The organism is Halegenticoccus soli, assembly GCF_002844195.1.
Lineage (GTDB): Archaea > Halobacteriota > Halobacteria > Halobacteriales > Haloferacaceae > Halegenticoccus > Halegenticoccus soli.
In genome coordinates this window covers 500,131-526,437 of record NZ_PEND01000005.1, presented here as the reverse complement: position 1 = coordinate 526,437, position 26,307 = coordinate 500,131, and the positions used below count along the sequence as shown (strand labels likewise).

The 26,307-nt window shown below is 66.3% G+C and carries 20 protein-coding genes and 2 pseudogenes; 5 read left to right on the top strand and 17 right to left on the bottom strand.

From position 1 onward, the window contains the following. From CNO20_RS16245 to CNO20_RS16205, 7 genes and pseudogenes are all read right to left on the bottom strand, one after another. The coding region (locus tag CNO20_RS16245) for an NAD-dependent epimerase/dehydratase family protein (protein ID WP_143423275.1) at positions 1-321 on the bottom strand (321 nt) is incomplete at its 3' end. 182 nt (positions 322-503) lie between these two features. After that, positions 504-1,991, bottom strand: coding sequence for a right-handed parallel beta-helix repeat-containing protein (locus CNO20_RS16240; protein WP_101297151.1), 1,488 nt, complete (start codon positions 1,989-1,991; stop codon positions 504-506). 507 nt (positions 1,992-2,498) lie between these two features. Continuing rightward, complete coding sequence (locus CNO20_RS16235) at positions 2,499-4,673, bottom strand: hypothetical protein (RefSeq protein ID WP_101297150.1); 2,175 nt, start codon at positions 4,671-4,673, stop codon at positions 2,499-2,501. 112 nt (positions 4,674-4,785) lie between these two features. Next, positions 4,786-5,310: a PIN domain-containing protein gene (locus CNO20_RS16230; RefSeq protein ID WP_101297149.1), complete on the bottom strand. Its 525-nt coding sequence runs from the start codon at positions 5,308-5,310 to the stop codon at positions 4,786-4,788. Further along, a complete protein-coding gene (locus tag CNO20_RS16225; protein ID WP_101297148.1) occupies positions 5,311-5,634 on the bottom strand; it encodes a hypothetical protein in 324 nt (107 codons plus the stop codon). Positions 5,635-5,981: 347 nt separating this feature from the next. Beyond that, positions 5,982-7,399 (bottom strand): annotated as a pseudogene (locus CNO20_RS24440) (RNA-guided endonuclease InsQ/TnpB family protein). A gap of 131 nt (positions 7,400-7,530) precedes the next feature. Next, positions 7,531-7,947, bottom strand: a pseudogene (locus CNO20_RS16205) (RNA-guided endonuclease TnpB family protein); the annotation flags it as partial. Positions 7,948-8,207: 260 nt separating this feature from the next. On the opposite strand from CNO20_RS16205, the gene CNO20_RS16200 reads away from it, so the two are divergent. The 4 genes from CNO20_RS16200 (at position 8,208) to CNO20_RS16185 (ending at position 16,901) form a co-directional block, all read left to right on the top strand. Beyond that, positions 8,208-11,243, top strand: coding sequence for an FtsX-like permease family protein (locus CNO20_RS16200; RefSeq protein WP_101297147.1), 3,036 nt, complete (start codon positions 8,208-8,210; stop codon positions 11,241-11,243). Continuing rightward, positions 11,240-12,952, top strand: a complete 1,713-nt coding sequence (locus CNO20_RS16195) for a hypothetical protein (RefSeq protein ID WP_199174878.1) — start codon at positions 11,240-11,242, stop codon at positions 12,950-12,952. Before CNO20_RS16200 ends, CNO20_RS16195 begins: the two co-directional genes overlap by 4 nt. Before the next feature lie 39 nt (positions 12,953-12,991). Continuing rightward, positions 12,992-13,699, top strand: coding sequence for an ABC transporter ATP-binding protein (locus tag CNO20_RS16190; protein ID WP_101297146.1), 708 nt, complete (start codon positions 12,992-12,994; stop codon positions 13,697-13,699). 112 nt (positions 13,700-13,811) lie between these two features. Beyond that, positions 13,812-16,901 carry an ABC transporter permease gene (locus CNO20_RS16185; RefSeq protein WP_101297145.1) on the top strand — a complete coding sequence of 1,030 codons (3,090 nt, stop codon included), beginning with the start codon at positions 13,812-13,814 and terminating at the stop codon, positions 16,899-16,901. 78 nt (positions 16,902-16,979) lie between these two features. Here CNO20_RS16185 and CNO20_RS16180 read toward each other — a convergent pair whose 3' ends face one another. Beyond that, on the bottom strand, positions 16,980-17,558 hold the full coding sequence (locus CNO20_RS16180; protein WP_101297183.1) for a DUF8170 family protein: 579 nt from the start codon (positions 17,556-17,558) through the stop codon (positions 16,980-16,982). Between the two features lie 120 nt (positions 17,559-17,678). On the opposite strand from CNO20_RS16180, the gene CNO20_RS16175 reads away from it, so the two are divergent. Then, a complete protein-coding gene (locus CNO20_RS16175) occupies positions 17,679-18,089 on the top strand; it encodes a helix-turn-helix domain-containing protein (RefSeq protein WP_101297144.1) in 411 nt (136 codons plus the stop codon). Between the two features lie 36 nt (positions 18,090-18,125). Here CNO20_RS16175 and CNO20_RS16170 read toward each other — a convergent pair whose 3' ends face one another. The 9 genes from CNO20_RS16170 to CNO20_RS16135 all read right to left on the bottom strand — a co-directional run bounded on the left by CNO20_RS16170 (position 18,126) and on the right by CNO20_RS16135 (position 26,285). Further along, positions 18,126-18,335 (bottom strand): hypothetical protein, encoded by a 210-nt coding sequence (locus tag CNO20_RS16170; RefSeq protein WP_101297143.1) that lies wholly within the window; start codon positions 18,333-18,335, stop codon positions 18,126-18,128. 155 nt (positions 18,336-18,490) lie between these two features. Next, positions 18,491-18,985, bottom strand: coding sequence for a YciE/YciF ferroxidase family protein (locus CNO20_RS16165; RefSeq protein ID WP_101297142.1), 495 nt, complete (start codon positions 18,983-18,985; stop codon positions 18,491-18,493). Between the two features lie 96 nt (positions 18,986-19,081). Next, positions 19,082-20,398, bottom strand: a complete 1,317-nt coding sequence (locus CNO20_RS16160; protein WP_101297141.1) for an RNA-guided endonuclease InsQ/TnpB family protein — start codon at positions 20,396-20,398, stop codon at positions 19,082-19,084. 481 nt (positions 20,399-20,879) lie between these two features. Then, a complete protein-coding gene (locus CNO20_RS24130) occupies positions 20,880-21,008 on the bottom strand; it encodes a hypothetical protein (protein ID WP_269844150.1) in 129 nt (42 codons plus the stop codon). 246 nt (positions 21,009-21,254) lie between these two features. Next, positions 21,255-21,548 (bottom strand): PadR family transcriptional regulator, encoded by a 294-nt coding sequence (locus tag CNO20_RS16155; RefSeq protein ID WP_101297140.1) that lies wholly within the window; start codon positions 21,546-21,548, stop codon positions 21,255-21,257. Between the two features lie 170 nt (positions 21,549-21,718). Beyond that, positions 21,719-22,810 (bottom strand): arginase family protein, encoded by a 1,092-nt coding sequence (locus CNO20_RS16150; RefSeq protein ID WP_101297182.1) that lies wholly within the window; start codon positions 22,808-22,810, stop codon positions 21,719-21,721. Positions 22,811-22,968: 158 nt separating this feature from the next. Continuing rightward, a complete protein-coding gene (locus CNO20_RS16145; RefSeq protein WP_101297139.1) occupies positions 22,969-24,258 on the bottom strand; it encodes an ArgE/DapE family deacylase in 1,290 nt (429 codons plus the stop codon). A gap of 162 nt (positions 24,259-24,420) precedes the next feature. Beyond that, positions 24,421-25,413, bottom strand: coding sequence for a branched-chain amino acid ABC transporter permease (locus tag CNO20_RS16140; RefSeq protein ID WP_101297138.1), 993 nt, complete (start codon positions 25,411-25,413; stop codon positions 24,421-24,423). After that, positions 25,410-26,285 (bottom strand): branched-chain amino acid ABC transporter permease, encoded by an 876-nt coding sequence (locus CNO20_RS16135; RefSeq protein WP_101297137.1) that lies wholly within the window; start codon positions 26,283-26,285, stop codon positions 25,410-25,412. Before CNO20_RS16135 ends, CNO20_RS16140 begins: the two co-directional genes overlap by 4 nt. Positions 26,286-26,307: the final 22 nt, after the last annotated feature.

Below are 26,307 nucleotides of genomic sequence, written 5' to 3'. Positions count from 1 at the left end.
GTCGTCCATGCGTTCGAGCACGTTGTAGGTCATCTCGGTGTTCTCCTCGAACAGTTGCCGCGGGTTCGCGTAGTTGGTGTCGGTGTACGCCGCGAAGTGGAAGACGACGTCCACGTCGGAGGTGATCGCCTCCGCAACGTCTGCGGGATCGGTCATGTCCGCTTCGATGAATTCGACGCCGTCGGGGACGCGCTCGCGGGTGCCCTTCGAGAGGTCGTCGGCGACCACCACGCGGTTGTCGGGCGCGAGTAGCCCCGCGAGGTGCGAGCCCACTAGGCCCGCCCCGCCGGTGATAAGTATCTGCTTTCCTGAAAGATCCATGCAGTAGGATACTTCCGGTGATATAAATGAATTTCTTCAACGTATGAACAGAATTCGAGAGGGATATCGACTCTCCGCGGACAATGTGTGTGATTTTGTCAAGCAGTGCTGGCGTCCGACAGCGTCGATTCCCCGTTCCGCGGTCCTTCTTCCGGGCGCGTACAAAATCTCGGATCTTCGATCTAGGTCGAGGGGAAACCGTTTGCAACGAGGCGGAGGTCCGTCGCTCCATCGTCCTGGATTCCGTGTGCGAGCGTGGAGCCGACGAACTCGACGTCGGACGACGAGGAGTACAATCGCGCGGCCGGATACCCGTCGTACGAGTCGAGAACCGAATTCAGAACGCGCGTTCCGGATCCGGTGTTGATTAGCGGATAGTGAGTCGCCTGGATGTTGCTGTAGACAACTTTGCAGTTATCCCCCGTGAGCGTGAGGCCCTGGCGGTACGCCGGCCCGGGCTGTCGGATCTGGAGGCTTCGGAACGTACAGTTGTTCCGTCCGCATCGAATCGCTTCCCGACCGCCCGGTTCGCCGCCTCGATCGCCGGTGATCTGCACGTTCTCGACGATCACCGGCTCGGTCGATTGGCCGCTGCCTATCGAAATCGCGTTACCGCCGATGTCCGGCCCGGAAATGTTGATGGTTCCGCCCACGATGCGAACCGGGCCCGTGTCTCCGCTTACGACGATCCCCTGGCTGTTCTGCACCGGTGACGAACCGATGTCGATGTTCGCGTTCGTGATCGTCGCCGAGGTGACGGGGTTTTCTACCGTGATGGCGTGACCGTTCGGGTTGGGGAGCTCAATTTTAGCGCCGTTCACCAGTACCCTCGCACCCTGTTCGATTCGAATCCCTCGCTGGTTGAGATCGTTAAACCGAACGCGGTCGACGACCACTCTCGGACTCTGGATGACGCTGTCGACGCCGCCCAACCGGAGGTTCGAGACGTTGTTGTTCTGGTACAGCCCGCCCTGGATGGAGACGAACCCGTTGCTGTCGGTGGCGTACAGGCCGTTGTCCCAGCAGGATTTGATAACGCAGTTGCGGAACCAGATGCTCCCGCTGTGGTACCGGTTGACTGTGATGCCCGAGCGCCCGTACTGGATTCGGCCCCCTTCGTCCACGAGCGCGGCCGTTCCGTCGGGGACGCTGAATCCGTCGACGACGCCCACTCCGCTCGGATCGGTGACGTTGAACGTCCCGCCGGCGTCCATGAGCGTGTCGTGCTCCCCGGTGATTTCGACGCCCCTCACGAACAGCCGATCGCTGGCGTACGCTTCCACCGCGCGGACGCCCGTGTTCGGCGCGGAGTAATCGAAGTCCAGCCCCTGGACCAGAATCCGCTGTCCGGGACTGTAGTAGACTCCCAGAAGAAAGCACCGTTCGTCTTCCCCGACCCATTCGTCGGCACTCGCCGGAACGATCGTGGCGCGAGGACCACGGATCCCGAAATTGGTGAATCCGGTGTACCGAAAGGTCGTGTTCATCCTGTACCGGCCCTCGGGGAAGAACAGGAGCGTGTCGTCAGCCCGGACCTCTTCGAGGACGGGATTGATCGGCTCTTCTCCGGTCGGATCGGCCCCCGCCTGGACGACGTTAACGACGTTGCCGAACTCTCCCGCCCCCTCGCTGTTCGAGGTGAGTAGCGCCGCTGAAGCGTTGTCAGCCAAAAGCGGGGCGGTTGCAGCCGCCCCTAGTGCCTGGATCCAGGACCTACGCGTAAGCGTTCTCTCGTCGCCACCTTCGTTCGCGTTATCGGGTTCGTTCTCGTAGTCCATACAGTGAGGAAAAAGATAACGTCATATTGTAAATCGTAGAAAAACAAACTTCAAACTAAAAACAATTTAAACCGAAAAAATTTAGAGGGCAATTTACTCTATATTATTTGAAGTATCTCAAATAAGACCGTAAATAACGTGGTGAGAGGTTAATTTACATGACGCGAAATTTCGTGGCAAAACGGCGCCATAACCCACGACCGTGGCTCGACGAATTCCCGCTGATCGACGTCGCGTGTCGGTGGAAAGCACCGTACCCCTCTGAATCGCTCGCGCATCAGAGTAACGAGTGCTCGATACGGCTGTCCCGTCGTTGGTGTTCGATCCCAATTCTTCCGCCGCAGCAGCGAATGGACGTGTGGCGCTCCCTCTCGAGGACCGAGGGGATGCCAGCCCGTGCTACCGCTCTTCGGAGGACTCGTCGAACTCGGGAGTCGGCGTCCGCCCGCCGTCTGTGCTCGCGTGGTCACCCCTCGTAACGAGTGATGCTGCGAGCTCGACCGTTTCCCGCGCTCGATCCATCGCCGTGTCCTCGCGGCCGTACGCCGCCAGCTCGTACCGCTCGGTGAGGCGTCGGAGCGAGTCGAGCCGGTCGTCGAGGCCGCGGGTCCGACACGCCCGGAAGAACTCCCAGTGTGTCCCGTTCGGGGACACGTCGAAATCGGCCGCGACGCGGCGACGGGCCGCCACGTACGCCGCCTCGACCGCGCCGTCGGCGTCGCCTTCGAGCAGCCGCTCGCGCGCGATGGAAAAGCCGGACGGACCCGTCGGCGTCGGGTGATCCTCTCCGTCGTCGGCGTCGGGCGCCACCTCCGGCGTCGCCTCGCTTCCGTCGGCGCTCCCGCCCTCGCGCCACCGCCGGTACGCCCACGCGAGGAGTGCGATGATCGCGGGGGGAACGAAGAGCGCGAGGGCCTTCTCGGCCCGCGAGAGCGAGTCCCACGAGAGCAACTCCTCGGTCGGGTCGAACGCGGCCAGCGGAATCCCGGTCGAGGCCCGCGAATCGGCGAGGTTCGTCCCCCTGTCGGCGTACACGGCGACGAGCGTGATCCGATCGCGCTCCCGGATGTCGGACGGGAGCGTGATCGTTCCCTGATACGTCCCGTTGGCGGCGGTCTGGACCATTCCGACCGTCCGACCGTCGACGCGGAGTTCGACGGTCTGTCCGTCGACAGGCGTGCCGTTCGCCAGCGTCAGGCGGCCGTCGACGGCGAGCTCTCCGTCGTCCGCCTGACTGGCCGAGAGCGTCAGGTTCGTCGGCGTCGGCTCGACCGTCACGTTCGCCTCCGCGGGCTCCGCGACGACGGCGAGGCTATCGTTCGCCGAACCGACGGTCAGCGAGCGTTCCCCGGCGGGTACGTTCGCCGGAAGGCGCGCCTCGAACGCGAACCGCCCCTCCCCGTCGGTGACGACGGTCCCGAGCCGCCGTCCGTCCACCGCGAGCGTCACCGGGGCCGACCGCACCGGCTCGCCGTCGATTGTCGCCGTCCCGCTCACGTTGACGCGCTCGCCGAACGCGGCTCCCTCGGGGACGTCGTCTAATTCGATCGTCGCGTTCTCCTGTTCAACGGCGAGGTCGACCGTCGCGTTCGACCCGAGGTACGGCTCGTTGCCCTTCGGGACGTACGCCACCGTCACGTTACTCGCGTTTTTCGGTATTGCCGTGGGCCGGTACGACAGCGAGAAGTCGCCGTCCTCGTCGGTGGTCGCGGTGTAGTTCTGTTCGCCGACCCGGAACGTCACCTCCTCGTCCGCGACGGGGTCGCCCTCCTCCGTGGTCAGCCGACCGCTCAGGGAGAGCGGGTTGCTGAACGACGCGCTGTCGTCATCGGCTTCGACCTCGAGCTCGGTCCGCACGAATTCGGCCTCGTTCACCTCCTCCTGCTGGGCCGAGATGTTCGACTGCACGTCGTTGACGCTGTCTGCGGCCTGCGAGAAGTCGCCGCCAGTCGACCGCTCCAGCTCGCCGAACGACTCGTTCAGTTCGTTCGCCGTCCGATTGGATTTCTTCGCGAGGCGGTTGAGTTCGCGCGCCAGCTCCCTGGCCCGCTGGTCGTTCCCGTTCTCCTTCGCCTTCTGGTACTCCTTGTACGTCTCGCGGTACTCCTGAACCGTCGAGGCGTACTCCTCTTGATTCTTCTGTGCTTTCCGGAAGCGCTCGGCCGACTCTTCGTTCCCGTTCTCGTCCGCGACCTCCGCGTACTTCGACATCGCGTCCGCGAAGTCGTCGCCGAGGAGCTGTCTCGCCCTGTCGGCTTCTCCCTCTTCGAGCTGCACCGCGCTGTCGCCCAGACGACGCGCGAGCTGGGAGGCGAGGTGCGACTCGACCGCCCCGAGGTCGCCGTCCTCGTTCGCCTCGTCGGGGTTCGCGTGCCGGGTCGGCGTTTCGTTCCCGGACGCGTTGGCGCCGCTCTGCTGGAGGGCGAGGCCGCCCGACTCGACGGCGTGAGGACCGGCGGGGTCGCCGGCGTCCGCCCCGCTCGCGGGCGCCACCGCCGCCGGCAGGAGGACCGACCCCACCAGCAGCGCGACGAGGAGGGCCGCCTCGACGCGGGAACTGCGTTCGTGACTCACGATCGAACTGTGGCGACGGGGGCCTATATTCGTTTTCCTGTGTGTAACATCAAGGTCTGAACCACTGCCGGAAGAACCGGTGTCGAGTCCCGACGTATTCGACCCGACCCCGTCAAACGCTCTCGCGTTGCCGTCGAAGCGTCGATTTCGCACGCGCGACGTAGGAGTTCGCCGACCAGCTACGGGCTTCGCTTATCTCGGTTAAGAACGACTCGGCAGCCTCGGAGGAGAGAACGTCGTTACGAACGAACGCGACCAGCAGGATCGGCGTCGTCACGAGCCGCGGTCCCGCCAGCGAGGCGTGAACGAGCGCCAACCGATTGAACTCGTCGCAGAGAAGTTGAACCGCGTCGACCTCGTTTGCCAGCGTGACCGCTGCGTTCTCGCCGTCGTCCAGCGGGAACGCTTCGTCGAGGTCGACCGGACGGACCTCGAACGCGGAACGACGGTCGAGAACCGCCTGCGCTGCCTTTCCCGAGGTGTCGTCGTAAGACGCCGTCTCTGCGAGTTCTTCGGCGACTTGCTCTGGAAGAGTCACCTCGTGCGACTCGACGAGCAGGTCGAAGGGATTCGGCTCGGCGTCTGTGACGGTACCTAAACTGACGAGGGCGGACGTGTCGGCGACGATCCGCGCCATCTACGGTTCGGCCAGCTCCTCCGCAACCTCGTCGACGAACTCGTCGCTCAACTGCCGTTTGAGAACGCGGAAGTTCGCCGCCTCCTCGTGCCCGACGAGCGATTTCAGCTCCTCGAAGGTGATCTCGTCGCCGTAGAACGCGTCGGCGATCTCCTGTTTCACCTCGTCGGAGTGCGCGGCGTCGCGCAGGTACCCCCGGAGAGCGGTGATGAGGACGTCCGTTCGATCCGTCTCGAACACGGTCGCGAGCGCGTCGGCTCGGTCGACCAGCCCTTTCGGCGCGCGGAACTGGACACGCTTTTTCTCTCCCGACCCGGAACTCATGTGTGTACATTGTGAGCGGACAGTCAAAACACTTCCCTCCACTAGCCGGCACCGGGTCGCCTACTACACCGTGTTTCGGATCTCCGTCTGTCGATTTTATTCCGCCCCGTTCGACTCGGCGAGCGGAACCGATCTCTCGTTCGATGGGACGTTCGCCTCCAGTAAACTACCCTACTCCCTCGGCGTGGTCCGAGAGAGCTTCGCTCTCTCGTCATCACGAGACGGCGACGCCGTCTCGAACGACTCCGCGCCTCGGTCCTTGAGGGTGGGGCCACCGACGGAGCGAAGCTCCGTCGAGGCCTCGAAAGGCTTCGTCTTTCGGTGGCTTTGATATGGACTCCCGGCAATCAGTCTCCGGCAATAGGCCGGTGACTCTCACCGTTCAACGTTCCACCATTTATACGCAGGTCTACTTCTGCGTCTCCGCTCCCCGACGTGGGCGAGGAACGGAGTCTGTGTGTCCGCTTCCGGGCGTATCGTAGCCCAATGTTCTTCGCGCCGTTGTAATCCGCGTTCACCCCGTACCCGCACTTCTGGCAACAGAAGCGTTCTCCGTGGCGGTTGTCTCATGCGTGAACCCACAGTCCGTCCGAGAACAGCGTTGGGACGCGTGGTTCGGCTCGACTTGTTCCACGGAGACGCCCTGCTCGGGCGCTTTGTACTCAACGTACTCGTAGAGGCGTCGGAACGCCCAAACGTGGTGCCACTTTGCGTGTGGAAGTCGGTCGCGTATATCGGTCAAGTCCTCGAACACGATAACGTCGCAGTCGTGTTCGACGGCTTCCGCGACAAGTTCGTTAGCAACCGTGTGGATGTACTGTTTGCGCCACGCTTCTTCGCGTTTCCCGAGTCGAAGCAGGGCATTGTGTGCGGCCTGCGTGCCGCGCTGTTGCATCTCCCCACGTCGCTTTTCGAACTCACGACACCAGTGGTCGTAGTCGTCTCCCTGCCAGAACGTGCCGGTTGAGGAGACGGCGAGACTGTTGACGTCCTCAGAAATCAGAGATTTCTGATGGGCTGCGCAAGAGCGAAGCTCTTGCGAACGCCGAGGTCGATACCGAGGACCGTTTGGTCGGGGTGCCCGGTATCTACCGGAACCTCTGCTTCGTCGCCGTCCGACTCACACCGCCGGGTCGAGATATTGAGGTAGAACTCGTCTGTTGCCGCATCGTACCGAAGGGTACTCTCACGGAACTCGTAGTCCTCGAAGAGAACATACCGTTCGTAGGGCGTTGGGCTGTCTGCCGGGAGAGTAAGCTACCACGCCCTGAAGGGCGTGGCATTCAGCGTGGACTCCCGTTCTAACTGCTCAGGGCAGGAGGCGAATACTCGCCGTTCACGTTCATCATCCCGCTGTTCAAGCGCACGCCTACGGGTGCGCCTCCACGCCCAGACTTTTGCTGGTCGCGTCGTTGATTGTGACGGTTCGGGCATCGTAGCTGGCGAACCGCGACGTGAAGTGTGGTTTCGAGGCTTTCTTGCCTTGTTTCCAGCGTTCAACACAGCCTTTGACGGCTTCTGCGGCGTGGTTTCGTGCGGCTTGCACGAGGTTGGCCGGGAGTGGGGAGTCGTCTCGTACGTCGTAGTAGGTGAGGTCGTGGAGTTTCTGTTTGCTGGTGATTTTCCAGTCTGGTTTCCACGCTACGTCTACGACGTAGTTGGCGGCGGCGAGAAAGTGATCGGTGGTCTGGTGGAGGAGGTCAGCGGCACTCTCGTCCACGTCGAGTTTGACGGGGACGGTCCGAGTGGCTGAGTCTTCCACCATCCGTACTTCATGTGTAATATCCTGTATTTATATTAGTTTGGATTGGCGTGGGGAGTCGGCCTGCCAACGTACGTGGATTGTGTAATGGGTTGTCGGCTTCCTCCCGCGCCTAAAGACGCGGGTTTCCACCTTGCATTCATTATGAACGACGGTTCGGCCCGGCCCTCAACAGTTGCCAGCGACACCTTGCGTCGGTAGAAGGTCGCGCTCCGCGTGTCGTAGTCCATCGTCTCGGCGGTGAACGTCGGGCAAGAGACGCGCCGTCCCTTCTTCCATCGTTCGACAACGCCTTTGACGGCTTCGACGGCTCGCCGGATGGCGGCTTGGACGAGTTGTGCCTGTAGGTCTGTCTTCTCTCGAAGTTCGGAGTAGAGCGCGTCCCTCACCTTTCGTTTGTTGGTCTTGCACTTGGTGAACGACGTGTCCGACCAACAGTAGTCGGCGGTGCGGTTCGCACAGTACAGGTATTGCTCGGCGGTTCGGTGGAGTGCGTCACGTTGCTCGTCGGAAACGGCGAGTTTCACGACGGCGGTTCGGCGCACGTCCATACTTCAGAGGGGGGCCGACGGTATTTATACGATCGGGAGTCGGTCGGTCGCAGTATGCCGGTTTGTCGTACCATGTCGGTTTCCTCTCCGGCCTACTCGCTCCCTTCGGTCGCTCCTTGAGGCCGGAGGCTCCATCTTGAATTACGCTGAATTCGCGAAATCGACACCTTCCCCGTCTTAACGACCGAACGTAAAAAATGAAAATATACTCCAACGATACGTATTTCAACGTTCGGGACAATCGCAGCAAACACTGATCAATGGGTTACCGACGCTCGATTCTGTTTCGCTGGTCCCGCCGCGATCGGCTCGCCGTCCTCGTGATCGCGGCCACCGTCGCCTTCCTCACGGGCACCACGCTCGTCGTTTTCGCCGCGGGCGCACAGACGTCGGCGATCGCCGAGGAGTACGACTCGGACGGGACGGTGACGCGGTACGCGTCGGTCGAGGAGGCGCGAGCCGCGGCCGGCCCGGACGGGGTGGTGCTGCCCTCCGCGCGCGTCGAGATCGGGGACGGGACGACGCACACGGTCGTCGGCGTCCCGAGCGATCCGCCCCCGGAACTGGCGCGCGGGGAGCAGGTTCGCTTCCCCGAGCCGCCCGAGGACGGGCTGAGCCGAGGAGACGTCACCGACGCTCGGATCCGCCGGATCTCCGGGACCGAGGCGACGGAGCGGGTGCGGGTCGTCCCCCGGGACGGCGCGTCCGTGATCGACCCCTCCTGGTACGTCGCCTCGGTCGACACCGTCGACCGGCTCGGACCGACCGGCGCGTTCGTCGTCAGCGGTTCGGCGACGGATCGCGCCGTCGCCGACACCGGCGTCCCGTTCGTCTCGGCGTTCCCGTTCTTCGTCGCCGGGACGACGCAACTCGTCAGCCTGCTGCGCCTCGCGACGATCGCCGGCGGGATCCTCGTCGCCGTGACCGTCTACAGCGTCACCCGGATGATGGTCAGAGACCGCCTCCGGACGATCAGGGTCCTCCGGGCGACCGGCGCGTCGCCGGGGCGGATTCTGGCGCTGTTCGCCGGCCGCGCGGCCCTCCTGTCGCTCGTCGGGGCGGCGGCCGGCTACGCCGCGGGCGCCATCCTGACCCGCGCCGCGGTCAACCTCGCGCTCTTCACCGGCCTCCCGACGTCGCTGAACGTGCAGGTGACCGCGGACACGCTGACCGTGCTGGTCCCGGCGGTGGTCGGACTCGTCCTCGCCGGCGGCCTCGCCGGTCTCGTCGCGGCGCTGTCCGTCGCGCGCTGCGAACCGGGCGCGATTTCGGCGTCCCGCCGTCCGTCCGGGAGCGACGAGCACCCCGGGCCGATCCCCGCGTTCCTCCGCCGCCGCCTGCGCACTCGCCTGCTCGACTGGCGGGCGCTCGTCCCGACGACGGCGACGCTGACCGTGTTCGTCACGTTCGCGCTCCTCGTGGCGACGATCGGCGGCCTCGCCGCGCCGCTCACCGCCTCGGAGGGCGTCACGATCACCGAACCGGGCGCAAAGCACCCCGTCGCCAGCAAAGTCCCCGAGAGCTACGCGGGGGCGCTCCGCGCGGACGGCCGCCCGGCGAGCCCGGAGATCCTCCTGTTCGAGGTCAACGGGGGCGAGCCGTTTCTCGCCCGCGGCGTGAACTACTCCGCCTACGCGTCGCTGAGCGACGCTGAACTCGTTCGCGGGAGGCCGCCCGCGGCGGACGACGAAGCGGTCGTCGGGTCCGACCTCGCGGCGACGCTCGGCGTCGGGGTCGGCGACACGGTGACGCTCGGCGGCAGCACGGACCCCGGATTCACGGAGGTCACCGTCGTGGGGACGTTCGACGCACCCGGCCCGACCGACGATCAGCTCCTGGTGAGCCTCCCGACCGCGCGGCACCTCTCGTCGGCCGAGCCGGGGATGGTCCAGTTCGTCCGCACGACCGAGTCCCCGTCAGCGGCGCACGACGGCGGCGACGCCTCCACGATCACCGTCGTCGACGTCTCTCCGGTCCGCCGAGCCGAAAACGGCTCCGCGACCGTCACCGTCACCGCGCGGAACGCGGGGCTCGAACGGAGCGAACGGACGGTGACCGTGTCCCTCGGGGACCGAACCGAACGGGTTCGACTGACGCTCGGTCCCGGAGAGAGCGCGGCGGAGAACGTCTCGTTCGGCGACGTCGAACCCGGGACGTACGAACTCGCGGCGGGGAACGTCCGCCGGAACGTCTCCGTCCCGCCCGCCGACGCGATCAGCGTCGAGCGGCTCCCGTCGACCGCCCCGCCCGGTTCGACGCCGCAGGTCCGCGTCACCGACGCCTCCGGCCCCGTGGCGAACGCGACCGTCTCGGTCGACGGCCGGACCGCGACGACGGGATCGAACGGCGTCGCGCGGCTCCCGCTTCCCGAGGTGCCGGGGAACTACACGGTCGCCGTCGACGCCGACGGTCGGACCGCGTCGGAGGAGGTCAGCGTGGGCGAGTCCGCCGACAGGCGGTTCGAGGCGTCCCTGCGCGTGAAGCCGTCCGCGCCGACGGTCATCGTGGAACCGGTGGCGGCGGTCGAGCTGACCAACCCGTGGAACGAGACGCTCACCCAGCGGGTTCGCGTTGACGGCCCCGGCGGCGGCGTCTCCCGCTCCGTCACGCTCGACCCCGGCGAGACGCGGCAGCTCGCCGCGGGACTCGCTCGTCGTCCGGCGGGTACGTACACCGTCAGCGTTATTGTAAACGACGATGTGATCGCAAATAGTGAGTACACCGTTCGCGGCGACGACCGGCTCGGCTCCGCGGTGGCGACCAGCGGCCGGGAGCTGGGCGGCACCGGGCTCGGCCAGGGGATCGAGACGGCGTTCGGAAACATCCGGCTGCTGCTGGGCGTGGTGGTCGGCTTGACCGGACTCATGACCGTCGGCGGGACGACCGCGACGTTCGCCCAGGCCGTCCACGCCCGCCGCCGCACTGTCGGAATCCGCCGCGCGACGGGCGCGACGCCCGCGGCGGTCGTCGGTACCGTCCTCCTGGACGCGTTCAAGATCGGCGTCGTCGCGACCGGCCTGGCGCTCGTCCTCTCGGTCGGCCTGACGACCGCGCTGCTTTCGGCGGGGCGGCTCACGCTCTTCGGCGTGACTCTGCGCCCGGCGCTCTCCGCTGCGCTGCTCGCCGCGGTCGGCGCGGGAGCGCTCGCGCTCGCCGTCCTCAGCGCCGGTCTCGCCGCCGCCTCGCTGTTCAAGCCCGCGCCGGCGGCGCTGCTCGGCGGAACCCGGCAGCGACCGACCCCGGACCGCCCGGACGACCGCCCCGACGACCGTCCGTCGTCCCGACCGCAGCGATGACCGGCCGCCGATCCGAGCGCGTCGGGATGGGCCCCCGCGACTACGCGCTCGTCTGCCTCGCCGTGTTCGCCGTCGCCGTCGCCATGCGGACGCTCACGCTCTACTGGAGCCCGCTCCCGTCGACGCTGGACGGGTTCGAGTACGCCGCGTACGCCCGCGACGCGCTCGCGACGGGTCACTTCCCCCTGTCCCACCTCCGCGCGGACCACCTCGGCTTCGCGAGCTTCCTCGCGGCGGCGAGCGTCGTGCTCGACGGCGTTCCGGTCCGCGTCGTCCAGCCGCTGATCGCGTTCGTCGGCGCGGCCACGTGTCTCGTCGCGATCGCTCTCGTCCGCCGGGCGGGTCAGAACCTCCGGTGGCCCGGCCGTGAGATCAGGTGGGTCGCCGCGCTCGTCGGGTTCTCGCTCGCGGTCGAGGGGCTGTACCTGCGGCGGACGGGCATCCCCGACGAGGAGGTGATCGGGCTCCTGTACCTGCCGCTGCTCGCGCTGGCGCTGCACCGGGCGCTGGCGTCGTCCGACCGGCGCTGGCTCGGCCTCGTCGCGCTGTTCATGCTCCTCTATCCCGTGACCCACACGTTCAGCACGCTGATGGCCGGCATCGTCGTGATCGGGGTGCTGGCGGCGCACCTGTTCCGGACGCCCGCGACGCGGACCGCCGTCGTCGGGCTCGGGTTCGTCGGCGGTTTCTGGGGGTACTTCGCCGCCTACTACTGGGTCGCAGAGCGGACCCCGCTCACGGTGCCGTACACCGGACGGGTCCTCTCGTACCCGGGGCTGTTCGTCGCCTGGCTGATCCTCCTCGTGATCGGGATCGCCTGGTTCCTGCGGACGAGCGACCGCCTCAAGCGCGCCGCCTTCCTCGCCCCGGTGGCGATCGGATTCGCGGTCCTCGTGGCGAACGTCTTCCAGACGATCTTCCCCGGGACGGTCAGAACCCCCCTGCCGCTTCTCGGGCTCGTCCTCCTGTTGCTCGTCCCGGTCGCGCTCGCCAGCCGGTCGCTCCCGGTGCTCTCTCGGGAGCCGGCGACGGGCGTCGTGCTCCTGGCGCTGCTCGCCGCCCCGATCGTGATGACGTTCTACTCGCTGACGGCGGCGCTGACGCCGGAGTTCTTCGGAACCGTGATGCGGACCCAGACGTTCGCGCACTTCCCGGTGCTCGCGCTGGCCGCGCTGGCGACGGTCCGGTACGTCAGCCCCCGCCTGTCGCCGCCGACCGCGATGGGGTTCGCCGGCCGACCCGCGGTCAGGCGGGGTCTCCTCGTCCTGCTCGTGGTGAGCCTCGTCCTGACCGCGCCGATCGCGTTCGTCAACCTGGACACGCTCTCGTTCCCGAGCACGACGAACGAATCGGAGTTCGCGGCCGTGTCGTTCGCCGCGTCCCACCTCGACGACCAGTGGACCGCGGATCACTCGCTCACCACGCTCGGGAAAAATTACTACCCGACGCGGACGGAGCGGACGATCGAACCCGCCGCCACGTGGCTCAGCGGGGGGCCCAGCCCCTCGTGTCCGACGATCTCACAGCGGTCGTGGACGACGACCGGCGCGCACCTCTTCCCGGCGGCGCCGGAGACCGTCACCGCCGGGACCTACCGCGGGTGGACCACCGAGCGGAATCTCATCTACAGCACGACCGGTCGGGATCCCCTTTCGATCAGCGCCTCCCCGGAGCACGACGGAAAAATGTGTCAACCAGTTCGCCGATAGTCTTACTTTTCCACCTGTAAAACTTACACGCGATAACCAATGACGGAGCCCGTACTTCGGGGGACGGACCTCACGGTCGAGCGGGGCGGCCGCCCCATCCTCGACGGCCTCTCGCTCGCCGTTCCGGCGGACGCTCGCATGCTCGTTCAGGGACCGAGCGGCGCCGGGAAGACGACGCTTTTCAACGTGCTGGGCCTGCTCGAGGCCCCGGCGAGCGGATCACTCTTCGTCGCCGGGAAGGACGCAAGTCGACTCTCCGAACGCGAGCGCGCCCGGCTCAGGCGCGACACGATCGGGTTCGTGTTTCAGAACTTCCAGCTGATCGAAGACCTCACCGCGCGCGAGAACGCCGCCATGCCCCAGGAGCACGCGGGCGAGCGGGACGACGAGTGGCTGGACACGCTCTTCGAGGCGCTCGACATCGTCGACCTCGCGGGGCAGTACCCGGCGACGCTCAGCGGCGGGGAGAAACAGCGGGTCGCCATCGCCCGGGCGCTCGCCAACCGGCCCGAGTTGATCCTCGCGGACGAACCGACCGGCCAGCTCGACCCCGAAACCACGGACCGCGTGATCGACCTCCTGTTCAGCATGCGCGAGGCGGCCGAGACGGCGCTCGTCGTCATCAGCCACGACCACCAGCTCGCCTCCCGCTTCGACGAGGTCGTCTCCCTCGCCGACGGGAAGATCGTCGAGGGCCCCGCGTACGCGACCGCCGAGGGCGTCGATTCCCCGCAGAAACTCCCCTGACTCCACACTTGCCAGCGAACCGCCTCCCGCCCCGGTCCTCCGGTTCCTCCCGCCGTTCGCCGAGGCGTCTCGCCGACCCGTCCGAACGCTCGCCGACCCGAGGTGATCGACGGTGAGCTACCGGCGGTCCATCCTCACGCAGTGGTCGCGGCGCGATCGGCTCACCGTCGTCGTCGTCGCGGTGACGACGGCGTTTCTCGTCGGGACGGCGCTGCTTCTCCTCACGGCCGGCGCGTACACGACGACGATCGGCGACGACCTCGCCGTCTCCACGACCGTCACCGAGTACGACTCCTACGCCGAGGCGCAGGCGGCGGCCCCCGAGGACGCGCTCGTCTTCCCGGTCACGACCGTGACGGACGGCGACGGCCGAACGCACCGCGTCGTCGGCGTTCCGCCCGACGCCCCGCCCGCCGTCGCCGACGCCTCCGTCCCGTGGGACGAGGCGAAACTGCCGAACCCGACCGCGGACCGGAGCGTCCAGGGACCGGTCTCTCAGCCGACGCGCCAGCGGCTCGCCGGTCCGGACGGGGAGACGACCGTCACCGTTCACCCGCACGCGACGAACGGCTCGCTGTTCCCGTCGCCGTGGTACGCGGCGAACGCCGGCGCGGTCGAGGATCTCGGACCGACGGGCGCGCTCGTCGTCTCGGCGGACGGCGGTTCGGGCGGCCCGCTCGGGCAGGTCCCCGGCTCCGGCGTACCGCTCGTCTCCGCCCTCCTGTTCCTCCTGGCGGGGCTGAACCAGGTGCTCCGGTTGCTGCTTCTCGCCGCCGCCGGCGGGGCGGTGCTCGTCCTCGTCGTCGTCTACAACGTCACGCGCATGAGCGTCAGAGAGCGGCTCCGGACGATCAAGGTCGTCCGGTCGACGGGCGCGTCGCCGCGGACGGTCCTGGCGCTGTTCGGACTCCGGGCCGGGCTGCTCGCCCTCGTCGGCGTCGTGCTCGGCTACGCGTTCGGCGTCATCGTCACGAGCGCGACGATCAACGCCGCGATCTACGCGGGGTTCCCGATCTCGATGGACGCGACGGTGACGCCCAGGGTTCTCCGGGTGGTGCTGCCGATGCTCGCCTCGCTCGTCGCGGTCGGGGCGCTCGCGGGCGCGCTGGCGGCGTACCCGGCGACGACTCGCCCGCCGGCGACCCTCGGGAGCCTGAACACCCCGGCATCGCGCGGGCGAAAACGGGAGGGCGAGTCGGGACTCCGGGCGGCGTTCACGCCGCGTCTGCTCGGCTGGCGGACGCTGGTCCCGACGACGACGACGCTCGCGGTGTTCGCGCTCATCGTCGTGCTGTCCGCCTCGATCAGCGGGACGATCGCGCCGCTCGCGACGGCCGACACCGGGACGGTCACGGAGGCGGGGGCGGCCCACCCGATAAACAGCCGCGTCGACGCCGGCTACGCGTCCGTTCTGCGGTCGCAGGGGATCGAGGCGAGCCCCGAGATCATCGTCGCGCAGGTCAGGGACGGCCGCCCGTACATGGTTCGCGGGGCGAACTACTCCGCCTTCGCGTCGGTCACGGACGCCAGGCTCGTCGAGGGTCGGCAACCGAGACATCCGGGCGAAGCCGTCATCGGGTCGGATCTCGCGAAGACGCTGGGTGTGGAGGTCGGCGACACGGTGACGCTCGGCGGCAGCACGAGCCCGAGCGTCGCGCAGGTAACCGTCGTCGGGCGGTTCGACGCGCCCGACACGCTCGACGACCAGCTCGTCGTCCCCCTCGACACCGCCCACCACCTCTCGCTCGAACCCGGCACGGTCCACCTCATCAGGACGTCCGGCGGGGCGCTCGACGAGACGGCGAGCGCCGGATCCGACGAGGGGATCGCCGTGACCGGCGTTTCGGCCTCCTCGCCGGTCGCCGAAAACGAGACGCTCAACGTCACGGTCGACGTGCAGAACTTCGAACCGCGCCGCGGGAGCGAGGAGATCGCCGTCCGCGTCGGGGACGAAACGCACACGAGGCGGGTGACCGTCGGGCCGAACGAGGAAAAGAGCGTCACGGTGCAGGTTCCCGCGCCCGCGCCGGGCGAGCGGAAGGTGTCGGCGGGTTCCTACTCGGAGAACGTCACCGTCCTCCCGGCCGACGCGCTCGTCATCCCGGAGGAGTACCCGAACCGCGGCCCGCCGGGCGCGAGGCTGGTCGTTCTCGTGGAGTCGGCGACCGGAGAGCCGGTTCGAGGTGCTACCGTCGCGGTGGGCGATCGGACGTTCGAGACCAACGGGCGGGGCGCGGCGCTCGTGACCCTTCCCGAGGAGGAGGGCGAGTACGCGATCACCGCGAGCAAGGGTGATCGGTCGGAAGCGACGCACCGGATGCGCGTGGTCGACGGCGCGACCCGGCAGTTCGCCTCGCGGGTTCGGATCTCCCCGAAAGAGGCGAGCGTCATCACGCGCCCGCGGGTGAACGTCACGCTCGTGAACCCGTGGGCGGAAGAGCTCACGCGGAACGTGAGCGTCGTCTCGCCGACGGAGGCGGAGACGCGGACCGTCACGCTCAACGCGACCGACGCGGTCTCCACGGAGAAGACGCTCGGCGGGAACTCCGACGACAGAGCGTCGCCCGGCGAGTACACGGTTCGGGTCGTCTCGGACGGCGAAACCATCGCGCGGGAGCAGTACACGGTCGTCGGCGACGATCGGGTCTTCTCGACGATGGCGGGCAACGCCGAGTACTCGCCGGGGACCGGCATGGGGCGCGCGATCGAGAGCGTCTTCGGCAACGTCCAGGTCCTGCTGGCAGCGATGGTCGTCCTCGCGGGGCTGACGACGGTCGGGAGCACGACGGCGACGTTCGCCCAGGCCGTCCACGCCCGTCGCCGGGCCATCGGCATCTACCGGGCGACGGGTGCGGACCCGGCGTGGATCCTCAAAACCGTCCTCCTGGACGTCTGTCGGCTCTCGGTTCCGGCCGCGATTATCGCCACCGCGGCGACGCTTCTCCTGACCCGGGCGTTGGCCGCGACGGACCTCCTCACGGTCTTCGGGATCCGCGTCTCGCTCGTCGTCTCGCCGACCGTCGTCCTCGGGATCGTCGTCGGATCGATTCTGCTGGCGCTCGTGAGCGCCCTGATCGCGCTGCTCCCCGCGCTGGGGACCGCGCCGACGCGGCTGTTGACCGACTCGAACGTCGAACCGCCGACGACGGAGCGGACCGCCGGGAGCGACGTTCCCGCGGCGTCCGATCGCGTTCGCGAGTGACGGTTTGAACCTCCGATGAGCGACGGATCGGCGGTTCAAAACGACGGTCTCCGCTACGGCGAGAATCGGGCGAGTTCGTCACGGCAACGCTTCAGTACACTCGAGGAGATCATCCTCGGTCCGCCAGACGCACAATCGCCCGGCGTCGGCAAGCATGTCGAAGATCGCCGTCTGCATCCCGCTGTACGGGTTTTCGGGATCAACCCCCGTGTCGACGTCCGCCAATGCCGTCTCCCCGTACTCGCGTTTGAGAACGTGGGTCTTCGCGAAGTACTCCTCCAGCGCGGTGAAGTACCCCTGCTCGACGAGGAAGCCGCCCCTGTCGTGCTCGCTCACGCCGACGATGTGGTCTGTGTAGTCCGCGAGGAGACGGAACTTGAGGTACGTGTTGACCCACTCCTTCCGAATATCCACCATCAGGAAGGCGTAGGTGTCGGCCCGTCGGTTCAGCCGATCCTTGACGAGCTGGAGCCGATGGATCTCCGGTCGCCCGTAGCTGCCGAGAATAAAGTAGGCGCTTCCGGTCGCGAAGATCGGGGACAGTTCAGCCACGCCGCGTTTTAACGCTTCGTATTCCTCGGGGGTGAGCGACGCTTCGTGGAGGTATTCCTCGGCCTTTTCCGCGAGATCCTCCGCGGTCAGTTCCCTCTCGCCCATCGCGTCCGCGATCACCCGCCCGACGTTTCAATGTGGCGACTTCAACGTCGACCGCATCGTATTCGACCGATTCGCATTTCGGCGAAACGCTTTTGCACGCACTACACGTAGGTACCGACGATGAGCACGTCCGGTCACACGCCGACCGATCTCGACCGCGTTCGCGAACGGCTGAACGTCGTCACCCAGGAGACGCGCTTTTCGCTCGTGCAGGACATCCTCGGTCATCCCGCGCAGCTTCCGACGCTGAAAGAGCTCGACTACCTCAACCCGAGCAAGAGCCAGACGACGATCCGCCAGCACCTCCAGCGGCTCGTCGACGCCGGGATCGTCGAGGAGGTCCTGCTCCCGAAGGACCGTCGACGAAACGACCTGCCGTACAAATTCTACGGCGTCAGCGACGAGGGGCGAACGTTTCTGGAGGAACACGGGCTTCTCCGGGCCGAGAACACCCTGCGAACGATCTACGACCGGGTGGAAAAGACCGACGTGATCGAACGGTACGAGGCGGCGCCGCGCCCGGATCGGTAGCGAGTGCGAACGCACGAGGAACCCGGTCAGCGACGACTACTGCTCCGAGTACCACGCCCGCTTATCGCGCTCTTCGGCGTCGTCCTCCAACTCCGCGACCCGCTGGCGGAGGTCGTCGATCTCCTCGCCGAAGGCCAGAATCGTCTCGCCGAGCAAGCCGATGAGCATTCTCGTTTCGGGATCCAGTCCGCCCACGGCTTGCTTTTCGTTCACCTGCTTCAGGAGTTGCTCTCGCGCGTCGGACATGGATGTACGAATAGGGACGGCCGAACCTAATTGTTTGGCAAACGGGCGCGTCACCGTTGGCCCACGTTCCCCCGAGGGGGGACGCCCATCCGCCGCGCGGATTCCGCAAATACTCCCCGTTAACGGGGCCGACGGCGCCGTTCGGCTCCCGCTCTCTACGCGGTCGGGACGGAGCTCACGTCGTAGGCTTCGGTGAGCTGCTTGAGCTCGTCCAGCGTCTCCTGCTCTTCGCGGAGATTCTCTTCGAGCAGGTCCGCCGCGTCGTCGAGCCCCAGCTGATCGGCGAAGAACGTGAGGTTGCCGTACGCCGCGATCTCGAGGTGCTCGCTCTTTTCGGCGGCCGCGAGGTCGAACAGGTTCAGAACGTGCTGGTCCGGATCCCCCTCGGAGAACTCCTCGTGATCGCTGATGAGCCCCTGAACCGCCTGCACCTTTTTACCCTCCGGCGACTCGTCGATCATCTCGAACACCTCTTCGAGCCGATCGATGTGGCCCTCCGTCTCCTCCCGGTGCTCTTCGAACGCTTGCGCGAGATCGTCTTCGCTGACCTCCTGAGCGAGCGCGTCGAGCGCGTCGGTGAGCTCCTGCTCGACGAAGTACATCTCTTTCAGCCCCTGTGCGAACAGCTCGTTGAGCGTTTGCGCGGTCATAGTGTCTTCGTTCAAAACGACGTCCGATTCGTCATTGACATCCTCCCGCGCCTGAAGACGCGGAATCCCACGGCACCGTGCCGCTGGATTGGGATATTACGGTTTGCAGTCTACCACTTGTTCCCTCGGTGAGAATCCGTGAGACAAGTCGTGAAGGTAGACTCCGGGCTGTGCCAACCAGCCGGTACTCCTATCCCCGGACAACTGCCCGGAAGACTCGGAGTTACTTTGGTTCAAGTCGAGACGGATGTTCTCCGCCCCATTCACATCAGCGTTGAACGCGGCGTCACAGTCATCACAGACATACAAGCCGCGTTCGACACGCTGCCTATCGTCTTCCCTACCGCAGACGCAACACGTCTTGCTCGTGTCGCGTTCGGACACTTCTACGACTTCGATACCTTCGACTTTCGCCTTGTAGGTGAGAATCGAGGTGAAGCGGTCGAACGCCCACCCATGCAAGTCCAAGTTCCCGTGCTTACCCCAGTTCTTTGACTCACCGTTCTCGTCCTCTCGAACGCCAGCGAGTTTCCCGACGTTGATGCGACCAACTCTACGCTCCACACACCGTTCAACGATATGCTTCGCTAAGGAGTGGAAAAAGTGTGTGCGGCGCTCCGACCACGTGTGGTGCAGTCGCGTGGCTCGTTCACCACAGGAGTCGTCACATTTAGCGATTTCCTTCGGGAAGTAGTACCCGTCCTGTTTCAGACGGTTGCCGGGGTACAAGTCTGCTTCTTCGGTGCTGTAGGCGACGGTGGCGAAGTTACAGACACCGAGGTCAACACCCGCCGACTCGTTACCGGGAGCGTCAGGAGGTTCAATTTCGTGTTTGCACACGAGGTGCAGTTCCCAACGCCCTTTCGCCTTCTCGTAGACGGCGCGAACCTGTTGTAGGTTCTCAACGGTGACACAGGGGCGCGTCTCGTACTCACAGAGGATGTATTCCCACGCTCGTGGGTGTTCCTTGTGATTCGCGCCTTTGGAAAGGCGCACTCGGTTGTGTTTGGTGTCGTGACGGATGCCTTTCTGCTTCCACGTCACGGTGGCACGCGGGTGTTCTTCGTGGACGCGGTTGCCGTCGTTGTCGTAGTAGTTTTTCTTGCGGTAGCCGGGCGGATTCGCACGATCATCGGACTTGCGTTTGCCGTACCACGAGTTGAAGGCTTCAGCGAGTTCTTCCAGAACGCGCTGACTGGATTGCGAATGCAGTCCCTTGTACGTTGGATGTGTCTTCAACTTGCGTTTCAAGTCCGAATCATCAGGAATCTCGCCCGTTTCGTTCCACTGCTCTCTGGAGTGATAGTTCGCAACGTTCCACAGTTTGGATGTACTCCAGCCGTGCCGGTCGAGCATCTCAGCCACTTGGCCGTGGTTGAGGATTTTCGCTCGGTAGGTACGGTGGATATGCATCGTGGAACGCTTCCATAACGGGTTATGATAACGTGTATTGTGAACCTTGTGATTGAGCGTGTCATATCCTGCCGAGCGTTTGCTCGGTGGCCTGTGGAAGAGTTGTCGGATTCATCCCGCACCTGAAGGCGCGGGTATTCTCCTTGTTTTTATAACAGCCATCGCTGTATATACAGGGCCGTGCTTCGGCCTCGACCGGGAACCGAAAACGGCGCTCTGACCCCGCAGAGCGCCGTTTCGAACGGGACGTACTCTCGGGATCGTCGCGGAGCTTTTCTAGCCCCTCCGATTCGGCCACCGTTCGTTACATTCATCGCGAAGTGAGTGTCCCGACGCATCGTAAGGGCCGCCTACTCTCGGGGCGGTCATCTCACGGGAGCGCGAAGCCCCGCTTTAGCCAGTCAATTACACGAAGCTATCGTCGCCGATTCGCTCGAACGAGCGGCGTAAGTGGGCAAAGATGGCGACGCGACCGTGTGGTCTACGCGCTCTTCGTGCGAGGCGATGCGCTATCGCCGCCGCCGAGAATCTGATTGATGATCTCGTCGACGTCTACCAGCTGTTCGTCGGGTTCGGCGTCTTCCGTGGGATCGTACGGGACTGAAGGCATGTGGTACACCTCCTGGTGCGCCCTACCAATCTCACCCCAGATCCATAATCATTTTCCATTCTAGTATGGGGGTTCTCCTCGAATACCCGTGCCTTTAGGTGCGGGATGACTCCGACGAATCCGACTCACCGCATCGAAGCGAAAACGGTTCCGGTGAGGGGGGCCATCGTCGACCGGTTCGAACCCGCGACGGAGAGGGGATGCCGCCGGCCTCCGTGCGCCCAGTTTGGGTTCGAGTGCGGTCGTCTACGCGGAGGTCAACTCCGATTCGCTGTCGTAGTTCGCCTTCCACTCCGCACGCGCTTCGATTTCCCTGCGCCCGCGGGCGGTTATCGCGTAGTAATTCGTCCGTCTGTCGATCTCCCCCTTTTCCACGAGCCCCTTGTCGACGAGGGTGTCGAGGTTCGGGTACAGCCGCCCGTGGTGGATCTCCTTTTCGTAGTACTCTTCGAGCTCGTCTTTGATCGCGAGCCCGTGCGGGTCGTCGAGCCCGGCAATCACGTAGATGAGGTCGCGCTGGAAGCCCGTTAAATCGTACATCTCACCAATGCATCGTATCAAGATTAATTATATCTTTTGGCCGAGTTTCACGATGTCGGCCTAATGGTACGTCCTCGTCGGCGCCGTTCGGCGTCAGGCAGACGAAGTGACCGCATGCGATTCATGGGAGACCTCCCACGCGGCCATCTCGTCACACCGTTTCGGCCGCGTCAGTCGAGAGGCCAGTAGTCGCTGTGGTACTCGACCGCGTCGTCGATCCAGGAGTTGACGAGATCCGTCGGCTCGTCGAGCCAGTCGAAGGGGTCGTCGGTGCCGTAGCGTTCGAGGTCGACGGTATGTCCGAGCACGCCCTCGAAGACGCCGAGCGTCGCGAACGACAGGTGCGACTGCTGGTAGCCGCCCTCCTGGACGAGCGCGAGCCGGTCGTCTGCGACGTCCGCGGCGAGTCGCCGGATCCGATGGCCGAGCGTCCGGAACCCGGCGCGGGTGACGAGGTTTCGCCCGTTGGGATCGGCCGCGCCGGCGTCCTGACCAGCGCTGACGAGGATCAACTCGGGATCGTACTCGCGGACGACCGGCTCGACGATCCGCTCGAAGAGGCGCTCGTAGCCGCGGTCGCCCGTCCCAGGCGGGAGCGGCACGTTCACGTTGTACCCCTCGCCGTCGCCGGTTCCGACTTCGTCGAGGGTGCCCTCCTGGGGGTGGTACTCGGGGTGCCACGACCCGTGATCGTGGTGGGCGCTCACGACGAGCACGTCCTCGCGGGCCTCGAATATCTCCTGGGTTCCGTTGCAGTGGTGGACATCCCAGTCGACGATGGCCACCCGCTCTACGCCGCCGGCGACCGCGGCGGCGGCCGCGACGGCGACGTTGTTCAGAAAGCAGAACCCGTCGGCCCGGTCCGACTGGGCGTGGTGGCCGCTCGGGCGACAGAGCGCGTACGGGATGGCGTCGGACCCGTCGACGGCGTCGCGGGCGGCTCGAACCGCAGTACCCGCGGCGTACCGGGCCGCGTCGAACGTCGCCTCGTTCGCGCCGGTCGTGGTGTCCCCGATCCGGCCGCCGCCGTCAGCGCAGAACGATTCCAACCAGCCGACGTAGTCGGGATCGTGGACCCGCTCGATCTCCCCGCGCGTCGCCCGCGTCGCCGTTTCGAAGCGGGCGCGCTCCGGAAAGGCGCGTTCGAGCATCCGTTTTAGGTTCTCGACCCGCTCGCGCCGATCGGGGTGCGGCTCGTCGACGGCCACGATGGGCGTCCGCGGGAACTTGAACGCCCCCGCGGGCGGTTCGTGGTCGAGCATCCGGTCGTGCCAGTACGCGCTGAGCGTCGAATCGTCGTCCGTGAATTCGATTTCGTCAGCGGGTCCGGTGTCGTCCGTGAGTTCGGTGTCGTCCATGCGTTCGATGTTGTGAGTCGGTGATATGAAACGTTCGTCGGGCGGTGCCCGCCGGGTCCGCGTCACTCCTCGACGCCGCAGTAGTCGACCGCGATTCGGGCGACGGCGGTCGCGGTTTCGAGCAGCGAAGTCACCGTCGTGTGCTCGTCCGCGCCGTGGAGGTTCGCGCCGGTCGGCCCGACGGAGACGGCGTCGACGCCGTAGTACAGCGCGTAGAAGCGCTCGTCGAGGCCGGCGTTCCCGCCGACGAACGATCCCGACCGGCCGGTGACGGCCTCCGCGTGCCGCTTTGCGAGCCGGGCGAGTTCGCCCTCGGGGTCGATCTCGTGGGGCGCCGCCTGCCAGCCGAACCACTCGACCTCCGGCGGGTGGTCCCTGAGCCACTCGTCGTTCGCCGCGGCCTCGGCGACGGCGTCTTCGATCTGCGCCCGCACCTCCGCCCTCGTCTCCCCCGGCGGCCAGCCGACGCGACCCTGGAGGACGGCCTCGCTGGGGAGCGTCGACGGCCAGTCGCCGGCTTCGATGGTGCCGACGTTGATGTTCGTCACGTTCCCTTCGAGCTCCGGTTCCCCCCGGTACGCCGGCTCGTAGTCGATCCGCGCCTTCCGTTCGCGGTCGAGCCGCTCTAGCGCCTCGTAGACGGTCGCGGCGTTGCCGATGGCGTTGACGCCCTGGTGGCCCCACGCCGCGTGGACGCTCTTTCCCGGTACGCGGACGCGGAAGTACATCACGCCCGCGCTCGCGATGCCGACGTTCGGGAGGTTGAACGGCTCCGCGATGACCGCCGCGTCGGGGACGTACCCCCGTTCGAGCACGGAGAGGGTGCCGCCGACGCCGCCGTCCTCCTCCTCGATGACGCTCTGGAAGACGAGGTCGCCGCCGAGGTCGACGCCCGCCTCGTCGAGCGCCTCGATGGCGACGAGGACGGCCGCGAGCCCGCCCTTCATGTCCGCGACGCCGCGGCCGTACAGCGTCTCGCCCTCGCGGGTGAGCGTCCACGGCTCGCGCTCCCACTCGCTTTCGGTCACGTCGACCACGTCGATGTGACCCCCGACCGCGAGCGTCGGGCCGTCGCCGCCCTCGACGCGGGCGACCACGTTCGGCCGCCCCTCGTAGCCGACCGCCTCGTACGACGAGGTCTCGAAGTAGCCCTCGTGATCCGACAGCTCCTCCGGCGAGGGCTCGAAGACGTCGGGATCGAGCCCCATCGATTCGAGGTGGTCGACCACGACGTCCTGGGCCGGCTTCTCGCGGCCGGTCACGCTCTTCGCTTCGACCAGTCTCGCGACGAGGTCGACGAGGTCGTCTTCTTTCGATGCTACCGTCTCGGTTATCGCGTCTTCGTATTTCATCGGTGTGTCCGTTGCGTTCGTCGGATCGTCCGTTGCCGTCTCGTTGCGCGGTGTTTCGCCGCAGTGGGTCCGGCCGGTCGTCGTTCCGGCGGCGACCGCTTTCGACGCTCCGCCAGTCGCCGCGGTTTCGCCAGCCGTCGTCGCTCGTCCGCCCGGAGTGCCTCATCGATCGAACCACTCCTGGAAGCGCTTTCGAACGTCGAAACTGCTGCCGGCGATGCCGTCGGGGAAGTACAGCGTCACCACGATGAGGAGCGCCCCCCACACGACGAGTCGGAGTTCGCCGATGTCCCGAAGCACCTCGGAGAACCCGAAGACGATGATACCGCCGAAGACGGCGCCGCCGAAGGTGCGGAGGCCGCCGATGATCCCCATCGCCATGAACTCGATCATCTGGTCGATTTCGAGCATCGGCGGCGAGATGATGAGGATGTTGTACGCCTGCAGCGCCCCCGCGACGCCGGCGATGGACGACCCGACGAGAAAGCCCGTGAGCTTGTAGCGCGGGACGTTGTTGCCGAGCATCTGCGCCGCGTCGGACGACTCGCGTATCGCGCGGGCGACGAGTCCGAAGCGGTTCACAAGCAGCGCGTACATGGCGAGCATGAGCGCCACGACGAGAGCGAGCACGAAGTAGTACATCACGACGCGGTCGCCGCCGAAGAGCTGCGGGAATCCGGTGTAGCCGGTCGGTCCGCCGGTGACGTCGCGGAGGATGATGGTGCCGTAGTAGATGATCTCGGCGTAGGCGAGCGTGACCATGCCAACGTAGGCGCCCGAGAGCCGGAGGACCGGGTAGGAGATCGGGAGGCTGAACAGCCCCGCGACGACGCCGCCGAGGAGGATGGAGGCGAGCGGGTGGACCCCCATCTCGGCGGCCAGGATGACCGCGGCGTAGCCGCCGACGCCGTAGAGCGCGGCGTGGGCGAACGTGAACATCCCGAAGTAGCCGGCGACGAACACCCAGCTCGCCACCGCGAGGATGACGATGAGCAGCTGCATCACGATCTCGAGCCGGTACGGTGAGAACATCACCGGGGCGAACACCGCCAGCGCCGTGATCGCCGCGAACAGCTTACCGTTCCGGGTTCGAGCGTCCTCACGCAGCCGGGACCGAACTCTGTCCACGGCGAGACGCACGGCTTCGACGGTCATCCGTCGATCCACCCCCCGATGCCGTCCGGATTGATCAGGAGCACCGCGATCATGATGGCGAAGAGGAGAACCATCGCCGATTCGGCCGCCACCCAGATGGTGCTGACGCTCCTGACGATCGCGAGCCCCATGGCCGCGATGAGCGTCCCGCGGACGCTCCCCAGGCCGCCGACCATCACGACGACGAACGCGAGCAGGAACGGGTACCACCCGACGGACGGGTAGACGGTGAAAAGCGGCGCGAGGAGCACGCCGGCCAGCCCGGCGAGCGCGGCGCTGCAGCCGAGCGTGATGGCGTAGACGCGCCTGGGCCGGACGCCCATGAGGAGCGCCGTCTGGTCGTCCTGCGACACCGCCCGGATCGCGAGACCGAGCTTCGTCCGCGAGATGACGAGAAAGAGCGCCGCCAGCGCGAACACGGAGATGAGGAAGATGACGAACCGCTGGACGCTGATCGTCAGACCCGCGACGCGCCACACCTCCTCGGTGAGTGCGGGAAACGCCCGCCGGCGCGAGCCGACGCCCACCAGAATGGCGTTCTCGAGGAAGATCGCCAGTCCGAGCGTGACGACCATCGAGGCGATGTCGAACTCCTCGCGGTCGCGCATCGGTTCGAGGAGCGCGAACTCCGTCACCCACCCGAGGGCGAACACGACGACGATCGAGGCGAGGATCGCCGCGGCGACGCTGCCGGTGAAGCCGAGCGCGAAGAAGCCGACGTAGCCGCCGACCATGAACATCGCGCCGTGCGAGAAGTTCAGGACGCGCGCCACGCCCCAGATGAGCGTGAGGCCGATGGCGATGAGCGCGAGCTGCCCCCCGAAGAAGAGGCCGTTGACGATCTGCTGGGCGAGGAGGCCGAGGCTAACCATGCCGTCCCTCCCGCCCGAGGCG

What these genes read in the sequence shown, in the direction of transcription:
- CNO20_RS16225 (WP_101297148.1), bottom strand. Translation starts at nt 5,634, where the DNA reads ATGAGTTCCGGGTCGGGAGAGAAAAAGCGTGTCCAGTTCCGCGCGCCG.
- CNO20_RS16195 (WP_199174878.1), top strand. Translation starts at nt 11,240, where the DNA reads ATGACCGGCCGCCGATCCGAGCGCGTCGGGATGGGCCCCCGCGACTAC.
- CNO20_RS16160 (WP_101297141.1), bottom strand. Translation starts at nt 20,398, where the DNA reads ATGCATATCCACCGTACCTACCGAGCGAAAATCCTCAACCACGGCCAA.
- CNO20_RS16155 (WP_101297140.1), bottom strand. Translation starts at nt 21,548, where the DNA reads ATGTACGATTTAACGGGCTTCCAGCGCGACCTCATCTACGTGATTGCC.
- CNO20_RS16200 (WP_101297147.1), top strand. Translation starts at nt 8,208, where the DNA reads ATGGGTTACCGACGCTCGATTCTGTTTCGCTGGTCCCGCCGCGATCGG.
- CNO20_RS16135 (WP_101297137.1), bottom strand. Translation starts at nt 26,285, where the DNA reads ATGGTTAGCCTCGGCCTCCTCGCCCAGCAGATCGTCAACGGCCTCTTC.
- CNO20_RS16190 (WP_101297146.1), top strand. Translation starts at nt 12,992, where the DNA reads ATGACGGAGCCCGTACTTCGGGGGACGGACCTCACGGTCGAGCGGGGC.
- CNO20_RS16180 (WP_101297183.1), bottom strand. Translation starts at nt 17,558, where the DNA reads ATGGGCGAGAGGGAACTGACCGCGGAGGATCTCGCGGAAAAGGCCGAG.
- CNO20_RS16170 (WP_101297143.1), bottom strand. Translation starts at nt 18,335, where the DNA reads ATGTCCGACGCGCGAGAGCAACTCCTGAAGCAGGTGAACGAAAAGCAA.
- CNO20_RS16145 (WP_101297139.1), bottom strand. Translation starts at nt 24,258, where the DNA reads ATGAAATACGAAGACGCGATAACCGAGACGGTAGCATCGAAAGAAGAC.
- CNO20_RS16175 (WP_101297144.1), top strand. Translation starts at nt 17,679, where the DNA reads ATGAGCACGTCCGGTCACACGCCGACCGATCTCGACCGCGTTCGCGAA.
- CNO20_RS16140 (WP_101297138.1), bottom strand. Translation starts at nt 25,413, where the DNA reads ATGACCGTCGAAGCCGTGCGTCTCGCCGTGGACAGAGTTCGGTCCCGG.
- CNO20_RS16150 (WP_101297182.1), bottom strand. Translation starts at nt 22,810, where the DNA reads ATGCTCGACCACGAACCGCCCGCGGGGGCGTTCAAGTTCCCGCGGACG.
- CNO20_RS24130 (WP_269844150.1), bottom strand. Translation starts at nt 21,008, where the DNA reads ATGCCTTCAGTCCCGTACGATCCCACGGAAGACGCCGAACCCGACGAA.
- CNO20_RS16165 (WP_101297142.1), bottom strand. Translation starts at nt 18,985, where the DNA reads ATGACCGCGCAAACGCTCAACGAGCTGTTCGCACAGGGGCTGAAAGAG.
- CNO20_RS16230 (WP_101297149.1), bottom strand. Translation starts at nt 5,310, where the DNA reads ATGGCGCGGATCGTCGCCGACACGTCCGCCCTCGTCAGTTTAGGTACC.